This window comes from Neobacillus niacini (genome assembly GCF_031456445.1).
Classification (GTDB): domain Bacteria; phylum Bacillota; class Bacilli; order Bacillales; family Cytobacillaceae; genus Neobacillus; species Neobacillus niacini_I.
The window spans coordinates 50,200-66,889 of sequence record NZ_JAVDUQ010000015.1; the positions used below are offsets into that span (position 1 = coordinate 50,200).

At 39.1% G+C, this 16,690-nt stretch carries 14 protein-coding genes and 1 pseudogene; 13 read left to right on the forward strand and 2 right to left on the reverse strand.

The window, feature by feature from the left end:
* Positions 1 to 67 precede the first annotated feature (67 nt).
* The 3 genes and pseudogenes from J2Y67_RS13930 (at position 68) to J2Y67_RS13940 (ending at position 3,675) form a co-directional block, all read left to right on the forward strand.
* A complete protein-coding gene (locus J2Y67_RS13930) occupies positions 68 to 721 on the forward strand; it encodes a helix-hairpin-helix domain-containing protein (protein ID WP_310174987.1) in 654 nt (217 codons plus the stop codon).
* A 104-nt stretch (positions 722 to 825) separates the two neighbouring features.
* Positions 826 to 1,266: pseudogene (locus J2Y67_RS13935) on the forward strand (ComE operon protein 2); the annotation flags it as partial.
* Between the two features lie 81 nt (positions 1,267 to 1,347).
* Positions 1,348 to 3,675, forward strand: coding sequence for a DNA internalization-related competence protein ComEC/Rec2 (locus J2Y67_RS13940; RefSeq protein ID WP_310174991.1), 2,328 nt, complete (start codon positions 1,348 to 1,350; stop codon positions 3,673 to 3,675).
* A gap of 85 nt (positions 3,676 to 3,760) precedes the next feature.
* On the opposite strand, the gene J2Y67_RS13945 is transcribed toward J2Y67_RS13940, so the two are convergent.
* On the reverse strand, positions 3,761 to 3,895 hold the full coding sequence (locus tag J2Y67_RS13945) for a YqzM family protein (RefSeq protein WP_310174993.1): 135 nt from the start codon (positions 3,893 to 3,895) through the stop codon (positions 3,761 to 3,763).
* Positions 3,896 to 4,239: 344 nt separating this feature from the next.
* On the opposite strand from J2Y67_RS13945, the gene holA reads away from it, so the two are divergent.
* On the forward strand, positions 4,240 to 5,256 hold the full coding sequence (gene holA, locus J2Y67_RS13950) for a DNA polymerase III subunit delta (RefSeq protein ID WP_310174995.1): 1,017 nt from the start codon (positions 4,240 to 4,242) through the stop codon (positions 5,254 to 5,256).
* Between the two features lie 143 nt (positions 5,257 to 5,399).
* Here the strand turns inward: holA and rpsT are convergent, their stop codons facing one another.
* On the reverse strand, positions 5,400 to 5,660 hold the full coding sequence (gene rpsT / locus J2Y67_RS13955; protein ID WP_310174997.1) for a 30S ribosomal protein S20: 261 nt from the start codon (positions 5,658 to 5,660) through the stop codon (positions 5,400 to 5,402).
* Positions 5,661 to 5,853: 193 nt separating this feature from the next.
* On the opposite strand from rpsT, the gene gpr reads away from it, so the two are divergent.
* The 9 genes from gpr (at position 5,854) to prmA (ending at position 16,635) form a co-directional block, all read left to right on the forward strand.
* Positions 5,854 to 6,981 (forward strand): GPR endopeptidase, encoded by a 1,128-nt coding sequence (gpr, locus tag J2Y67_RS13960; protein ID WP_310174998.1) that lies wholly within the window; start codon positions 5,854 to 5,856, stop codon positions 6,979 to 6,981.
* 124 nt (positions 6,982 to 7,105) lie between these two features.
* The gene (locus tag J2Y67_RS13965; RefSeq protein ID WP_310175000.1) at positions 7,106 to 7,432 is read left to right on the forward strand and encodes a DUF3679 domain-containing protein; all 327 of its coding nucleotides are present in this window, start codon (positions 7,106 to 7,108) and stop codon (positions 7,430 to 7,432) included.
* Positions 7,433 to 7,617: 185 nt separating this feature from the next.
* Positions 7,618 to 9,453 carry a translation elongation factor 4 gene (lepA, locus tag J2Y67_RS13970; RefSeq protein WP_310175004.1) on the forward strand — a complete coding sequence of 612 codons (1,836 nt, stop codon included), beginning with the start codon at positions 7,618 to 7,620 and terminating at the stop codon, positions 9,451 to 9,453.
* 74 nt (positions 9,454 to 9,527) lie between these two features.
* Positions 9,528 to 10,667: a radical SAM family heme chaperone HemW gene (gene hemW / locus J2Y67_RS13975; RefSeq protein WP_310175084.1), complete on the forward strand. Its 1,140-nt coding sequence runs from the start codon at positions 9,528 to 9,530 to the stop codon at positions 10,665 to 10,667.
* Positions 10,668 to 10,781: 114 nt separating this feature from the next.
* Entirely contained in the window at positions 10,782 to 11,813 is a 1,032-nt protein-coding gene (gene hrcA, locus J2Y67_RS13980) for a heat-inducible transcriptional repressor HrcA (RefSeq protein WP_310175006.1), read from the forward strand.
* A gap of 108 nt (positions 11,814 to 11,921) precedes the next feature.
* Entirely contained in the window at positions 11,922 to 12,533 is a 612-nt protein-coding gene (gene grpE, locus J2Y67_RS13985) for a nucleotide exchange factor GrpE (protein ID WP_396954078.1), read from the forward strand.
* Between the two features lie 30 nt (positions 12,534 to 12,563).
* Positions 12,564 to 14,396, forward strand: a complete 1,833-nt coding sequence (dnaK, locus tag J2Y67_RS13990) for a molecular chaperone DnaK (RefSeq protein ID WP_310175008.1) — start codon at positions 12,564 to 12,566, stop codon at positions 14,394 to 14,396.
* A 155-nt stretch (positions 14,397 to 14,551) separates the two neighbouring features.
* On the forward strand, positions 14,552 to 15,676 hold the full coding sequence (gene dnaJ, locus J2Y67_RS13995) for a molecular chaperone DnaJ (protein WP_310175010.1): 1,125 nt from the start codon (positions 14,552 to 14,554) through the stop codon (positions 15,674 to 15,676).
* 17 nt (positions 15,677 to 15,693) lie between these two features.
* Positions 15,694 to 16,635 carry a 50S ribosomal protein L11 methyltransferase gene (gene prmA, locus J2Y67_RS14000; RefSeq protein WP_310175012.1) on the forward strand — a complete coding sequence of 314 codons (942 nt, stop codon included), beginning with the start codon at positions 15,694 to 15,696 and terminating at the stop codon, positions 16,633 to 16,635.
* The last annotated feature ends 55 nt before the right edge of the window (positions 16,636 to 16,690 follow it).

Below are 16,690 nucleotides of genomic sequence, written 5' to 3' on the forward strand. Positions count from 1 at the left end.
TACGAGTTTCTCTTTTAACAATATGAAAATCAATAGCGAAATATACCTTTAGAAAGGATGGTTTCTTGTGAAAGACTGGTTTAAGGAACATAAACTCTTTATTGTTATTGCCGTATTGATTGCCACTGGAGGGATTTATTATTTTTTTATCTATCATGAAACTCCTGCCCCTGTAACCGAAACACAACTGAATGACATGGAAAGTGAGCTACAAGGAGAAACAACGGTCAAGGAACCGGAAAAGCCGGCGAAGGAGGAACAAAAAACAGAAACGATTATGGTGGATGTGAAAGGACAAATTAAGCACCCGGGAGTGTATCCAGCCACTCAAGGGGAACGGGTAATTGATCTCATTGAACGTGCAGGCGGTTTAGCGAAAAAAGCAGACGAAAGCCAAGTAAATTTTGCTGAACATGTTCAGGACGAAATGGTTATTAATATTCCTGCGAAAGGGGAAACAGATTCTTCTCCTTCCGGCATTGCGGTAAATGGCGCAGCAGGTCCATCTGGTAGTACTCCTAACAACGCTAAAGTGGATTTAAATAAAGCAGATGTTACTCAATTTCAAACTTTACCGGGAATTGGTCCAGCAAAAGCTGCTGCTATCCTTGAATATCGAGAAACATCCGGGGGATTTAAAGCAGTTGAAGATTTAAAGAATATTAGTGGAATTGGCGATAAAACATTTGAAAAACTAAAGGATTTGGTTGAAGTACATTGACTTCAACCTTGGTAGAAGTTCACTGACTTCTTTGGTTTGACCAAATGTAACTTCCCCATTACACTTAAATCAGTGAATTTTAAGAAGTTTTGGGGGAGTGGAGTATGGAGAGAATTTCGTGGGATCAATATTTTATGGCTCAGAGCCATCTGCTTGCTTTAAGAAGTACATGCACCCGCCTAATGGTAGGGGCAACGATTGTTCGTGATAAACGGATTATTGCCGGCGGTTACAATGGTTCAATTGCGGGAGGTGACCATTGTATCGACAAGGGATGCTATGTCATTGATAATCACTGCGTAAGAACGATTCACGCTGAAATGAATGCATTGCTGCAGTGTGCGAAATTTGGTGTCCCAACTGCGGATGCAGAAATTTATGTGACCCATTTTCCTTGCCTGCAATGCTGTAAGTCAATCATTCAGGCAGGCATTAAAACGGTTTATTATGCTGAGGATTATAAAAATCATCCATATGCAATCGAGCTTTTTCAACAAGCAAATGTTCGCATCGAAAAAGTGGAATTAAAGGAAAGAAGCATTGATTTTAGTACGATAAATCGATAGATCATTACGCCGGCATTCCAACCGGCGTTCCTTTCCTTAATTCAAGAATGGAGAAAAATAATGAAAGGAAAATATTTATATTTTGCTATTTCTGCCTTACTGGGTGTTTTATCATCGCTTATTATGTTTGTTCCATTTAGTTTGACCGCCATTGTTTTCTTTTTTTTACTATTTACATATAAAAAGTATTCTCCTCCACAGTTATTCCTCTTGATTGGTGTTTTCCTGCTTTTTTTCCTATCTGCCCAGCATTCAAAAATAGAAAACCGAACGGTTATTCCATCTAATAAGAATGTTTTTTACCTAGAGTATACTGATGAACCGAAAATAGATGGAGATTTATTACAGGTGGTAGCTAAGGAAAAAGCCTATAAGGAAAAACTCTTAATTCGTTATCAGATTCATTCGAAGACGGAAAAGGAAGTCTTAAATAATAAAAGCTTTTATGGGGGAATATGTAAGGTGTCAGGAAAAATGTCAAAGCCATCCATTGCTAAAAATCCGAATGCCTTTAACTATCGTGAGTATTTAGCGATTAAAAAAATTTATTGGATTGTTGAGATTCAGAAAAATCCACTCACAAACTGTATCCCTCAAAAAATTACACCGTTAATTTTCATTAAAGAGCTCCGTTTTTTGGGCATCCATTACCTTGAGACTCATTTTCCACCAGAAATTTCCTCGCTTTCAGCAGCCTTAATCTTTGGAGACCAAAGCCTGCTTGATCCGGAAGTTTTAGCGGGGTATCAAAAAACAGGGATTATTCACCTGCTCGCTATATCCGGTTTACATGTCTCTCTTTTGATTGGGATTGTTTATTACCTTGGGATTCGAAGCGGTCTTACAAGACAATTTATGACCCATTTGCTACTCTTTTTACTACCGATATATGCGATTTTAACAGGCGGATCCCCATCGGTTAATCGTTCCGTTATAATGATTTTTTTCGTACTTATAACGGTAAAGTGGAAAAGTAAAATAAAATTGCTCCCGATTGATGCTATCAGCCTTGCCTTTATCCTCTATTTATTCTACCGTCCCATGGTCCTTTTTGATGTTGGCTTTCAGTTATCATTTACAGTTAGTTTTGCGATTATCGTGTCTTCTAAAATAATCCTTAAGCAATATCAAAATAATTTAATTAAAATGCTGGTAACCTCGATTATTGCCCAATTTGCTGCTCTTCCTTTATTGCTGTACCATTATTTTGGGGTTTCGTTGATTAGCATTGCCGCCAACATGCTGTATATCCCCTTATTTTTATTTGTTTTTATGCCGGGATTATATGTATTATTTTTTATTCAAATGATTTTTCAATCAACTCCTTCCATCCTGCTTGCCTTTTTTATAAAAATCATCACGCTTTCTAATCGGCTTATCGATTCTCTTTCAGATTTTTCAATTGCCCTTTTTGTTCCTGGCAGACCCGTAATCCTTTTCCTCATTATTTATATTGCAGCCATTCTTGTTGTGTTTTTCGTATGGGAAGCTCCATCCTATCATAAAAAGAAACTCCATATTGGTTTATTAACTTGCTTTTTATTGAGTTTTCAATCCATATGGAATTGGATCAATCCAGTTGGAGAGGTGACGATGATTGATGTGGGGCAGGGGGATAGCATTTTGATTCATCTCCCATCCGGGAAAGGAAATTATCTGATTGATACGGGCGGTACTGTCTCCTTTGCAGAAGAAAACTGGAGGAAAAGGGCCCGACCATATGAAGTAGGAAGGGATGTCGTTGTCCCATTCTTAAAAGGAAAAGGAATTACAAAGATTGACAAGCTTATTCTGACCCATGGAGACATGGACCATATTGGCGGGACATTCTCGATCCTTAAGGAAATGAAGTTTGGACAAATTTTAATGCCTTCAGTAAAAGAACCATCCCATACTGAATTGGAAATCATTCATGAAGCAGAGAAAAAAGGTATTTCCGTTATTAAGGTTTCAAGAGGGATGCAGTGGACAAATGGGGATCATTTTTTTTATGTTTTATCTCCTGATAAAAACTTTGAAGGAGAGCGGAACAGCGGTTCCATTACCCTATTTGCTAAAATTGGCGGTCTAACCTGGTTTTTTGGCGGGGATTTAGACAAAGAAGGAGAGGAAAGGGTTATTCATCACTATCCAAAAATAACAGTAGATATATTAAAAGCCGGTCACCACGGCAGTAAAACCTCTAGTGCGGAAGCCTTTATTCAACACATTAAGCCTAAAGTGGCACTCATTTCCGCCGGTGAAAAAAATCGATTTGGCCACCCTCATAAGGAAACATTGGATATTTTAAAAAAGTATCATGTGTTTATTTATCGTACGGATCAACAAGGGGCAATTACCTACCATTTTTCTCATGGAAATGGAACCTTTTCAACCTTTCTGCCATAGGATAAAACATATTTAATAAGCTAAAAAACAGCAAAGAGACTGCAGTACACTGCAGTCTCTCGAAAAAAAGTATGTAGCAAATTTATTAGGATCCGATTAACTTGATGACTGTTGCAATAATAAACATAACGGCAAAAAAACCAAATGAAACCCCAAAGCCTACGCCAGAATCGATTGCATCGTTTCGTTTACTTTGAACATCTTTTTCAAATTCATTCACAGTCTACCCCTCCTATTTCAACATATAGTATATGATATTTAAGTAAAAAAATCCAGCGTACTTAGAAAGTTAACCAAACTGTCAAAAGCTTTAAAAAACGGCAATTTGCTTTTCTAAACTGACAAGAGTTAACACAAATAGTTTGTCCTGTTCCGTTCAAAATAACATTACAAAAGAAACTCCGCCGCGCAAATGTAGATCCTAGGGCTAATGTTGCAGGCGTTCAATATAGATCGGGAATTGGCACTGGTTCTAAAAGCTGCCAATTCCCTTTAACTACTTGTCAAATTCTCCAAGCTTCTTTACGATAAGAAAGGAGATTTTTTTTCGGGGAGCGTAAAGATATGGTATTGGATATTTGGAAAAAAATAAAAAAAGGGGATTTTGCTCCCGTTTATTTATTGTATGGGAAAGAGGCTTTTTTGATTAATGAAACAAAGCAGCTCTTACTTGACCGGCTTTTACAAGAGGATGAGAAGGATTTTAATTACACCGCCTATGATTTAGAAGAAACACCAATCGAGGTGGCATTAGAAGATGCCGAAACCTTTCCTTTTTTAGGCGATAAAAAAGTAATTTTTCTACATAACCCGCAATTTTTAACATCCGAAAAAACAAAAGAAAAGATGGACCATAATTTGAACCGTTTAGAAGCCTATTTGAAGGAACCTGCTCCTTACACGGTGATGGTCATTTCTGCACCGTATGAAAAGCTGGACGAACGGAAAAAAATTACGAAGGAATTAAAACGAACGGCGGCAGTTGTCGAGGCCAAAAAACTGAATGAACATGAATTAAAATTATGGGTGAATGAACGTGCAAAAGGGTATGGAATTAACATCGAACCGAGTGCTCTCGAATTATTACTAACACTCGCCGGTACCAATATGTTTATGCTGTCAAGTGAAATGGATAAACTGGCTTTATTTGCCCAGGATGAAAAAATAATTCATGCCGATTTGGTAGAAAAGCTGGTATCGAGAACATTAGAGCAAAATATTTTTACCTTGATTGAAAAAGTAGTGGCCCGAAAATTGGATGAAGCTCTAAGGATTTATTTTGATTTATTAAAACAAAATGAAGAGCCGATTAAAATTTTGGCTTTACTATCCGGACAGTTTCGCTTGATTTACCAGGTAAAGGAGCTGTCGAGAAGAGGTTACGGGCAGCAGCAAATTGCGGGCTTCTTAAAGACCCACCCATTCAGGGTTAAATTAGCTGCAGGCCAGGCAGACAAATTTATGGATGAGGAATTGACAAACTTAATGAATTTGCTTGCTGAGGCAGATTATCAGATGAAGACTGGCGGAATGAATAAATCACTGCTGATTGAAATGTTGCTGTTCCGTCTGAAAAAGTAGGCGAATTGCTTAAAGAAATCTGCCGACTGGCGAGCCCCTAAGGGCGAAGACAGAGGCGTAGTTATTATGCCTGATAGGAAAGTTATACTTTCCTATCGGCCAAAAAAAAAACGATTCCAATGTGGAATCGTTTTTTTGGCTAATTATAGAGCGTTCGCTTTTTTAGCAAGGCGAGATTTTTTACGAGCCGCAGCATTCTTATGGATAAGACCTTTTGCAGCAGCCTTGTCTAATTTACTTGCAGCAGATACAAAAGCTTCTTTTGCAACAGCAGCGTCATTAGTTGTAACAGCAGCTTCTACTTTTTTCACAGCCGTACGCATTGCAGATTTTGCAGTTGTATTTTGAGCGTTACGTGCTTCGCTTGTTTTCACACGCTTAATAGCAGATTTAATGTTAGGCATTACATTCACCTCCTAAAGAGAATCGAGACTATATGAACTCGACTTTAACATTCATTCACAATTATTCAGAACAAGTGATATTTTATCAAACGAGCGACTATATTGCAATACTAGAATTATCGCTTGCATGTTTTTAAGTAAAAGGGGAAAAAATAGGAAATAGTTTATCTTTTGGATGGGAGCGTTGCCTACTATGAAAGAACAATCAATTGATTTAAGTAAATATTCAGTTCGGACAGACCTTGCTATTGAGGCCAGGGAGATGGTGCTTGCCGGACGAGGGGACTCAGTCCAGCAGGAGGAAAATCTATCGCAAATTGAAGGCGTCATAATTAAAGAAAAAGATGTTGATGATATAAAAATTTCATTAGTAGAAGTTACCAAAGAGGGAGAAAAACAATTAGGTAAAAAGGAAGGGAGATACTTAACTGTAGAAGTGCAGGGAATCCGCGGTCAAGACACAGAATTGCAAAAGAAAGTAGAAGAGATTTTTGCACATGAATTCTCTCGCTTTTTAGAAGGGTCTGGAATAAAAAAAACGGACTCCTGTCTTGTGGTGGGACTGGGGAATTGGAATGTTACCCCTGATGCACTCGGACCCATGGTCTGTGAAAATCTGTTGGTTACAAGACATTTATTTCAACTTCAGCCTGAGAATGTGGAAGAAGGATATCGCTCTGTCAGTGCACTGGCACCGGGTGTTATGGGATTAACAGGAATTGAGACGAGTGACATCATTTTTGGTGTGGTTGAAAAAACCAAACCTGATTTTGTGGTTGCCATCGATGCCTTGGCATCCCGATCAATTGAGCGGGTAAACTCGACGATTCAAATTTCAGATACTGGCATCCATCCCGGATCAGGGGTTGGCAATAAAAGAAAGGAATTAAGTAAAGAAACTTTGGGAATTCCTGTTTTTGCAATTGGCGTGCCAACTGTCGTTGATGCGGTTTCGATTACGAGTGATACGATTGATTTTATCCTCAAACATTTTGGAAAAGAATTGAAAGAAGGAAATCGTCCGTCAAGAGCGCTTGCACCCGCGGGAATGAGTTTTGGGGAAAAACGAAAGCTGAAAGATGACGATTTACCGGAAGAAAAGCATCGAAAAACCTTTTTGGGAATAATTGGTACATTATCAGATGAAGAAAAAAGAAAGTTAATCTACGAAGTTCTGTCGCCAATCGGACATAACTTGATGGTCACGCCAAAGGAAGTAGATGTTTTTATTGAAGACATGGCTAATCTGATTGCCAACGGTTTGAATTCTTCGCTTCACGGAGCGATAAATCAGGAAAATGCAGGATATTACACGAGGTAGTTTCACTTTTAGGGTTCCTTTTTCTTCTAGGAGCCCTTTAAGTATCTATTTTGAAAAAAAGTTCTATTAACTCTAGCATCGACATAATATTTAGTAGAAAAAATAGAAGAAAGGAAGCGGCTGTATGAAATTATTTATGCTTAAGAGCATAGGGATTGCAGCTTTAATGTTTATCTCTGTTTTAGCAGGAATGCAGCTTGCGAATGATGGAATTCATAGAATGAAGGGCTATGATGATCCTAATTTTCAAAAGACCATTACGATAAATGATAAAGGTAATGATTTCCATGCCTCGGTGTTGGGAAATCAAATGACCAGCTATGATATCGAAACGAAAAAGAAAAAGCTAGAAGAGATGAATGCCTTTAATCTATTCTCTTCAATGGGCAAGAAAATGTCTGATGGGATATCCGGTGCATCCAAAAAATTAGTGGAAAGCATTTCTAAGTAACACGAGAGCGGACCAGACGGGGTGCCGCCTTTTCTAATGTCTAGCTCAAGCGCCTAGGGGCTCGAGGTGTCGCCCCTGGACAAGGCGCTTGCGCTTTTCTCTTTCACTTTTCATTGAATCTTGATTATCCTACTGATATAATCAAAAATAGTGTACATGTGCGAGTATAGTAGGAGTGAACGACCATGAACAGAGATGACAAGCTCAAACGACAATCAAAGATTAGAAATTTTTCAATTATTGCCCATATTGACCATGGGAAATCAACACTAGCAGACCGTATTTTGGAGAAAACAAATGCACTTTCATCCCGCGAAATGAAAGATCAGCTTTTGGATTCAATGGATCTCGAACGTGAACGCGGAATTACGATAAAGTTAAACGCAGTACAATTAAAATACAAAGCAAAAGATGGGGAAGAGTACATTTTCCATTTAATCGATACACCGGGACATGTCGACTTTACTTATGAGGTATCAAGAAGCCTTGCTGCCTGTGAGGGTGCGGTTTTAGTCGTTGATGCTGCCCAGGGAATTGAAGCACAGACACTTGCAAACGTATACCTTGCTTTGGATAACAATCTTGAAATTTTACCTGTTATTAATAAAATTGATTTACCGAGTGCAGAGCCGGAAAGAGTTCGTAATGAAATTGAGGAAGTCATCGGTTTGGATGCGTCTGAGGCTGTTTTAGCCTCTGCAAAAGCAGGAATCGGAATCGAAGAAATCCTTGAACAAGTAGTAAAAACCGTGCCTGCACCTACAGGTGACCCTGAAGCGCCCTTAAAAGCCCTGATTTTTGACTCTCTTTATGATGCCTATCGCGGAGTTGTTGCCTATATTCGTGTGGTCGAAGGTTCTGTCAAGGTTGGCGATAAAATTAAAATGATGGCCACCGGAAAAGAATTTGAAGTAAATGAAGTAGGTGTGTTTACTCCAAAGGCTATGATGCTGGATGAATTAACCGTCGGCGATGTTGGCTTTTTGACTGCATCGATTAAAAATGTTGGCGATACCCGTGTCGGGGATACTATCACAAATGCTAAAAATGGCGCTGTTGAACCGCTTCCAGGTTACCGTAAACTAAATCCAATGGTGTATTGTGGACTTTATCCAATCGATACGGCCAGATTTAATGACCTAAGGGAAGCACTTGAAAAGCTTCAATTAAATGACTCTGCCCTTCAATTCGAACCTGAAACCTCGCAGGCTTTGGGCTTTGGCTTCCGCTGCGGATTTTTAGGACTACTTCATATGGAAATCATTCAGGAACGGATAGAGCGCGAATTTAAAATTGATTTGATTACAACTGCACCAAGTGTTATCTATCATGTTTATATGACAGATGGAACACAATTGAATGTAGATAATCCGTCCAACATGCCGGAACCGCAAAAACTTGACCGTGTTGAGGAGCCGTATGTAAAAGCAACGATGATGGCTCCTAACGATTATGTTGGCGCGATTATGGAACTTTGCCAGTTAAAGCGCGGAATTTTCGTTGATATGCAATACCAGGGAGAAAATCGGGTCAGCATCATTTATGAAATTCCTTTGGCCGAAATTGTTTATGATTTCTTTGATCAATTGAAATCGAGTACAAGAGGTTATGCGTCCTTTGATTATGAACTGATTGGCTATAAACCATCCAGTCTGGTAAAAATGGACATATTATTAAATACGGAAAAAGTCGATGCATTAAGCTTTATCGTCCATAAAGATTTTGCCTATGAACGTGGGAAAGTCATTGTTGAAAAGCTGAAGGAGTTAATTCCAAGACAGCAATTTGAAGTGCCTATTCAAGCGGCAATTGGTCAAAAAATTGTTGCCCGTTCCACGATCAAAGCGATGCGTAAAAACGTATTAGCAAAATGTTATGGCGGCGACATTTCTCGTAAACGTAAACTGTTAGAGAAACAAAAAGAAGGTAAAAAACGGATGAAACAGGTTGGATCCGTTGAAGTTCCGCAAGAAGCTTTTATGGCGGTACTAAAAATGGACGACAACAATACAAAAAAATAAATGAACAGGAGGTTAGGATCTGTCTGATATCAGGCAAGTCTAACCTCTTTTTGTTACCGAACAGAGGTGTAAAAATGATTCATGCAGCCTATCTCCATATCCCATTTTGTGAGCATATCTGTCATTATTGTGATTTTAATAAAGTGTTTTTAAAAGGCCAGCCAGTAGATGAATATTTGGATGCCCTTCATAAAGAAATGATTTTAACATTAAAACAATTTCCAACGAAAAAAATAGACACGATTTTTGTTGGGGGAGGAACACCTACTTCATTAAACGAGGAGCAGCTTTACCGATTTTGTGAAAATATAAATCAGTGCCTGCCAAAAAGTGGAAATTATGAGTTTACCTTTGAGGCTAATCCAGGGGACTTAACAAGGGAAAAATTACAAATATTAAAGAATGCTGGGATAAATCGAATTAGCCTTGGTGTTCAAACATTTAATAATGATTTGTTAAAAAAAATCGGCAGGGTGCATCAGGCAAAGGATGTTTTTCAATCCGTTGCGAATGCAAAAGAGGTTGGCTTTGAGAATATCAGCATTGACTTAATCTTTAGTTTGCCGACACAGACCCTTACGGATTTAAAAGAAACTTTAAAGGATGCATTTTCTTTAGATATTTCTCATTACTCAGCGTATTCCTTAATCATTGAACCAAAGACTGTTTTTTATAACTTGTTAAAAAAAGGCAAGCTGCCGACTCCGGGAGAAGATACGGAAGCCACTATGTATGAGTTGATGATGGAGGAAATGGATAAACACGGTTTTAAGCAATATGAAATCAGTAATTTTTCAAAACCGGGCTTTGAGAGTAGGCACAATCTTACCTATTGGAATAATGACCATTATTATGGGTTCGGAGCAGGAGCGCATAGCTATGTAAATGGGGTTAGGCGATCCAATATAGGACCTTTGAAAAAATATATTGAGCAAATAAACAATGGAAATCTCCCGGTCTTTGATGAACATTCTGTATCGAGGGCGGAAGAAATGGAAGAGGAAATGTTTTTAGGCTTAAGAAAAACGGAAGGTGTTTCCATTTCTAAATTCACTTCTAAGTTTGGAAAGCACCCTCTTGAGTTGTTTCGGAAAGAAATAGAGGATTTAATAAATAAAAAGTGGCTGGAAATTAACGACGAATATATCTTTTTAACAAAAGCTGGTCGCTTTTTAGGAAATGAGGTTTTTCAATCTTTTCTGGGAGTAGTTTAGTCCTAAGGTGTTTCTTCTTTTCGGTTGCAAATGATTGACACTTTCCCCCCTTTTTGATAATTTATTAATAGAATTAGCACTCGATGGTTATGAGTGCTAACAGAGGTGATGCGTGTGTTAACAGATCGTCAATTGTTGATTCTTAAGGTGATTGTTGATGACTTTATTCGATCTGCACTACCTGTTGGCTCAAGAAGTTTATCGAAAAAGGAAGAAATTTCGTTTAGTTCGGCAACGATTCGAAATGAAATGGCTGACCTTGAGGATTTAGGCTTTCTAGAAAAAACTCACACTTCATCAGGCAGAGTTCCATCGGAAAAAGGTTATCGGTATTACGTCGATCACTTACTTTCACCACAAAAGCTAAATCGGCATGATGTTTCCATTATTCAATCGATTTTTGCAGAAAGAATTTTTGAGTTTGAAAAAATTATTCAAAAATCAGCAAAAATCCTGTCTGAATTAACAAATTATACGGCGATTGTCCTAGGACCGGCTGCAAGCATAAATAAGCTTAAAAAGATTCAAATTATCCCATTAAATAAAGAAACAGCTATTGCTATCTTTGTTACGGATACAGGTCATGTAGAAAATCGTACTTTTTATTTGCCTCCTTCCGTGGATGCGAGCGATTTAGAAAAAACCGTTAACATTCTGAATGAACGGCTGACGAACGTTCCTCTTGAGGAATTAACCGGTAAAATGTATAAAGAAGTCGCCCTATTGCTTAAACAGCATATTCATAATTATGATTTTATGATGAAGACCATAACAGAGTCCTTGAAAATGCCTGTGAATGAAAAACTATTCTTAGGCGGCAAAACCAATATGCTAAGTCAGCCTGAATTTCACGATCTTTCCAAAATTCGCAGCTTGTTAATGATGATTGATCAAGAGGATTGGCTTTATAACTTAATCAGAAAAGACTCAGAAGGTCTAAATGTCAAAATCGGTCGGGAAAATGAAATTAGTGCGATGGAAAATTGCAGCCTGATTACGGCTACTTACTCCGTAGGGACTGAAAAATTAGGGACCATTGCTATCCTTGGTCCAACACGCATGGAGTACTCACGTGTCATTAGTTTACTTCAATTACTTAGTAAGGATTTAAGTTCTGTCCTTACGAAACTGTATCAAAACAATTAGCACTGGTAATATTGAGTAAGGGTGAAATGTACTTAGGTTTCGCCCCTCTTACTATGAATTTGAGATTTTTAATAAATAACTTTGAATGCTTTAAGGGAGGTGAGTAAGTTGACGAACGAGAAACAAAATACAATCAATGAAGAAATGGCTGAACAGGCACAAGAAGCAAATGAAAAGGTAGAACTTACTGAGGAAAATACAGCGGAGACTGTGTTTGCTGAAGAGGAAACAGCGGGTGAAGCGAATGTTGAACCGAATGTTCAGGACCTTTTAAAAGAAATTGAGGGATTGAAAAACAAATTAGATGAGGCTGATAACCGTTATCTAAGGCTTCAAGCTGATTTTGATAATTTCCGCCGTCGCTCTAGGTTGGATCTAGAAGCAAGCGAAAAATATAGAGCACAAAAGCTAATCACAGATTTATTGCCTGCATTGGATAATTTTGAAAGAGCCATGAAAGTGGAAGTGGACAATGACCAGGCAAAGTCACTGCTTCAAGGTATGGATATGGTTTACCGCGGTATAGCGGACGCCTTGAAAAAAGAAGGTGTGGAACCAATTGAAGCAGTAGGGAAAGAGTTTGATCCACATTTGCATCAGGCTGTGATGCAGGAATCAAATGAAAACTTCGGTCCAAATATTATCATTGAGGAATTCCAAAAAGGTTATTTATTAAAAGACCGAGTGATTCGGGCATCAATGGTAAAGGTGAATCAATAAGCCTACATATTATCTTAGGAGGAAAAGGCAATGAGTAAAATTATTGGTATTGACCTTGGTACAACCAACTCATGTGTGGCAGTACTTGAAGGCGGCGAGCCAAAAGTTATTCCAAATCCAGAAGGAAACCGTACGACTCCATCTGTTGTAGCATTTAAAAATGGCGAACGCCAAGTAGGGGAAGTCGCAAAACGCCAAGCGATTACAAACCCTAATACGATTATTTCGATTAAACGCCATATGGGTACTGCCCATAAAGTAGAAGTGGAAGGAAAGGGTTATACTCCACAAGAAATTTCTGCCATCATCCTTCAATATTTAAAATCCTATGCAGAAGATTATCTTGGTGAGCCGGTAACAAAAGCGGTTATTACTGTTCCTGCATATTTTAATGATGCAGAGCGCCAAGCAACAAAGGATGCTGGAAAAATTGCCGGTTTAGAGGTTGAACGTATTATCAACGAACCTACTGCTGCTGCGCTTGCTTACGGATTAGACAAAACGGATCAAGACCAAACCATTCTAGTTTATGACCTTGGCGGCGGTACATTTGACGTTTCCATTCTTGAACTTGGCGATGGTGTGTTTGAAGTAAAAGCAACAGCCGGTGATAACCGCCTTGGCGGAGATGATTTTGACCAAGTTATTATTGATTATCTTGTAGAACAATTCAAAAAAGAAAATGGAATTGATCTATCTCAAGATAAAATGGCTCTACAGCGTCTAAAAGATGCTGCAGAAAAAGCGAAGAAGGATCTATCAGGTGTAACTTCAACCCAAATTTCCTTGCCATTCATTACGGCTGGTGCTGCTGGACCGCTCCATTTAGAAGTAACAATGTCCAGAGCAAAATTTGAAGAATTGTCTGCATCACTTGTAGAGCGGACAATGGGGCCTACTCGTCAAGCACTTAGTGATGCTGGTCTCACGCCATCTGAAATTGATAAAGTCATCCTAGTTGGGGGTTCAACAAGAATTCCAGCTGTTCAGGAAGCGATTAAAAAAGCAACTGGACAAGAGCCGCACCGCGGTGTTAATCCTGATGAAGTCGTGGCAATGGGGGCTGCTATCCAGGGTGGAGTTATTACTGGGGATGTTAAAGACGTTGTATTACTAGACGTAACTCCTTTATCCCTAGGGATTGAAACGATGGGCGGAGTGTTTACGAAGTTAATCGATCGTAACACAACAATCCCGACATCTAAATCTCAAGTATTCTCTACTGCTGCTGACAATCAAACCGCTGTTGATATTCATGTTCTTCAAGGGGAGCGTCCAATGGCAGCAAATAATAAAACATTGGGCAGATTCCAGTTGTCCGATATTCCACCGGCACCACGTGGAATTCCACAAATTGAGGTTACCTTCGATATCGACAAAAATGGTATCGTAAATGTTCGTGCAAAGGACCTTGGTACAAATAAAGAACAGCAAATTACGATTAAATCTTCTACCGGTCTTTCTGATGAAGAAATTCAAAAAATGGTAAGAGAAGCAGAAGAAAACGCGGAAGCGGATAAGACACGTAAAGAAGAAGTGGAGCTTCGTAATGAAGCAGATCAACTTGTCTTTACAACGGAAAAAACGTTAAAAGATCTTGAAGGCAAAGTAGATGCAGCTGAAGTTGCAAAAGCGAATGATGCGAAGGATGCATTAAAACAAGCCATTGAAAAAAATGATTTAGATGAAATCCGCAGCAAAAAAGATGCATTGCAAGAAATTGTGCAGGCTTTATCTGTTAAGCTTTACGAAGAAGCTGCGAAGCAGGCGCAGGCACAGCAAGGAGCGCAGGACGCGGGTGCAGGCGGTAAAGATGACAATGTTGTAGATGCAGAATTTGAAGAAGTTAAAGATGATAAGTAATAAATAAAAGACAAAATAAGGAAAAGTCAAAGTCAGGCGAACGGCTTTGGCTTTTTCTTTGATTTATTATAGGGATATTAAGCTATTTATTCTTGCATTATAAATCTTTACAGTGTTAAAATAATCTTTATGTGAATGATTCGGGAGTGGTAATCATGAGTAAACGGGATTACTATGAGGTGCTGGGGATTAGTAAGAGCGCTTCAAAGGATGAAATAAAAAAAGCTTACCGTAAGCTCTCTAAAAAATATCATCCAGATATTAATAAAGAGCCGGATGCAGCGGATAAATTTAAGGAAATAGCTGAAGCTTATGAAGTATTAAGTGATGATCAAAAAAAGGCGCACTATGATCAATTCGGTCATACAGATCCAAATCAAGGCTTTGGCGGAGGTGCTGATTTCGGCGGCTTTGGCGGTTTTGAGGATATTTTTAATACCTTCTTTGGCGGCGGCGGTTCGAGAAGACGAGATCCAAATGCTCCAAGGCAGGGTGCTGACCTTCAGTACACTATGACGGTAACTTTTGAGGAAGCAGCGTTTGGTAAAGAAACAGATATTGAAATTCCTCGTGAAGAAACGTGCGGAACCTGCAGCGGTTCTGGTGCAAAACCGGGAACAAAGCCGGAAACATGTAACCACTGTCATGGGACAGGCCAGTTAAATGTTGAACAAAATACTCCGTTCGGCCGGATTGTTAATCGCCGGACATGTCACTACTGTAATGGGACAGGGAAAGAAATAAAGCAGAAATGTTCAACCTGCGGCGGTTCAGGAAAAGTGCAGAAACGGAAAAAAATCCATGTGAGAATTCCTGCGGGTATTGATGATGGTCAGCAATTAAGGATGGCTGGTCAAGGGGAAGCAGGGATTAATGGAGGTCCTGCAGGAGATCTTTATGTAGTCTTCCATGTGCGTGAACACGAGTTTTTTGAAAGAGATGGCGATGACATTTATTGCGAAATGCCAATCACCTTTGTTCAATCTACATTAGGGGATGAAATTGAAGTTCCTACCCTGCATGGAAAGGTTAAGCTAAAAGTGCCTGCAGGAACACAAACAGGAACCCAATTCCGCTTAAAAGGAAAAGGTGTTCCAAATGTTCGCGGATACGGTGTCGGCGATCAGCATATCATTGTCAAAATCATTACGCCGACCAAGTTGAATGATAAGCAAAAGCAGCTTCTTCGCGAGTTTGCTGAAATTAGCGGAAATGCACCAATTGGTGAGCATGAAGAAAGCTTTTTCTCTAAAGTAAAACGTGCCTTTAAAGGTGAATAGGGATTGGAGTTGGTAGTATGAAATGGTCCGAAATTAGTATCCATACAACAAATGAGGCAGTCGAACCTATTTCTCATATTTTACATGAGGCCGGAGCAAGCGGTGTAGTTATTGAAGATCCATTTGAGCTGACAAAGGAAAGGGAAGACCAATTCGGGGAAATCTACCAACTTAATCCTGACGATTACCCGGAGGAAGGGGTCATTGTCAAAGCCTATTTGCCAGTAAATAGTTTTTTAGGGGAAACGGTGGATGCGATCAAGGAATCAATTAATAACTTAATTATTTATAATATTGATATCGGCCTAAACAAGGTGACCATCAGTGAAGTGAATGAAGAAGAATGGGCAACCGCGTGGAAGAAGTATTATAATCCTGTGAAAATTTCTGAGAAATTCACGATTGTCCCAACATGGGAAATTTACACTCCGGTGAGTAGTGATGAGCTGATCATTGAATTGGATCCGGGAATGGCATTTGGAACAGGGACACACCCGACAACGGTTATGTGTATACAGGCTCTGGAACGAACCGTTAAGCGCGGTGACAGAGTGATTGATGTTGGAACAGGTTCTGGCGTTTTAAGCATTGCAGCAGCCATGCTTGGTGCTGAGGACGTGAGGGCGTACGATCTAGATGAAGTAGCGGTTACACAAGCTAGGCTGAATATCAAGCTGAATAAAGTAAATGAAGTGATCTCCATTTCGCAGAATAATTTGCTTGATGGTGTGGAAGAAACATCTGCAGATGTTGTAGTGGCCAATATTTTAGCTGAAGTGATTTTAAGGTTTACCGATGATGTGGCAAAGGTCTTAAAGCCGGGTGGGTGTTTTATAGCATCCGGCATCATTCAGCAAAAGAAAGACCAAGTGAAAGAAGCACTTGCTGCATCAGGTTTTGAAATAGTGGAAACCATTTTAATGGAAGATTGGGTTGCACTTATTGCAAAAAGGATATAATGGTTGAAAAAAAGGGGATAAGGTTCCCTTTTTTTATTTCCAGTCTTTTATTAAA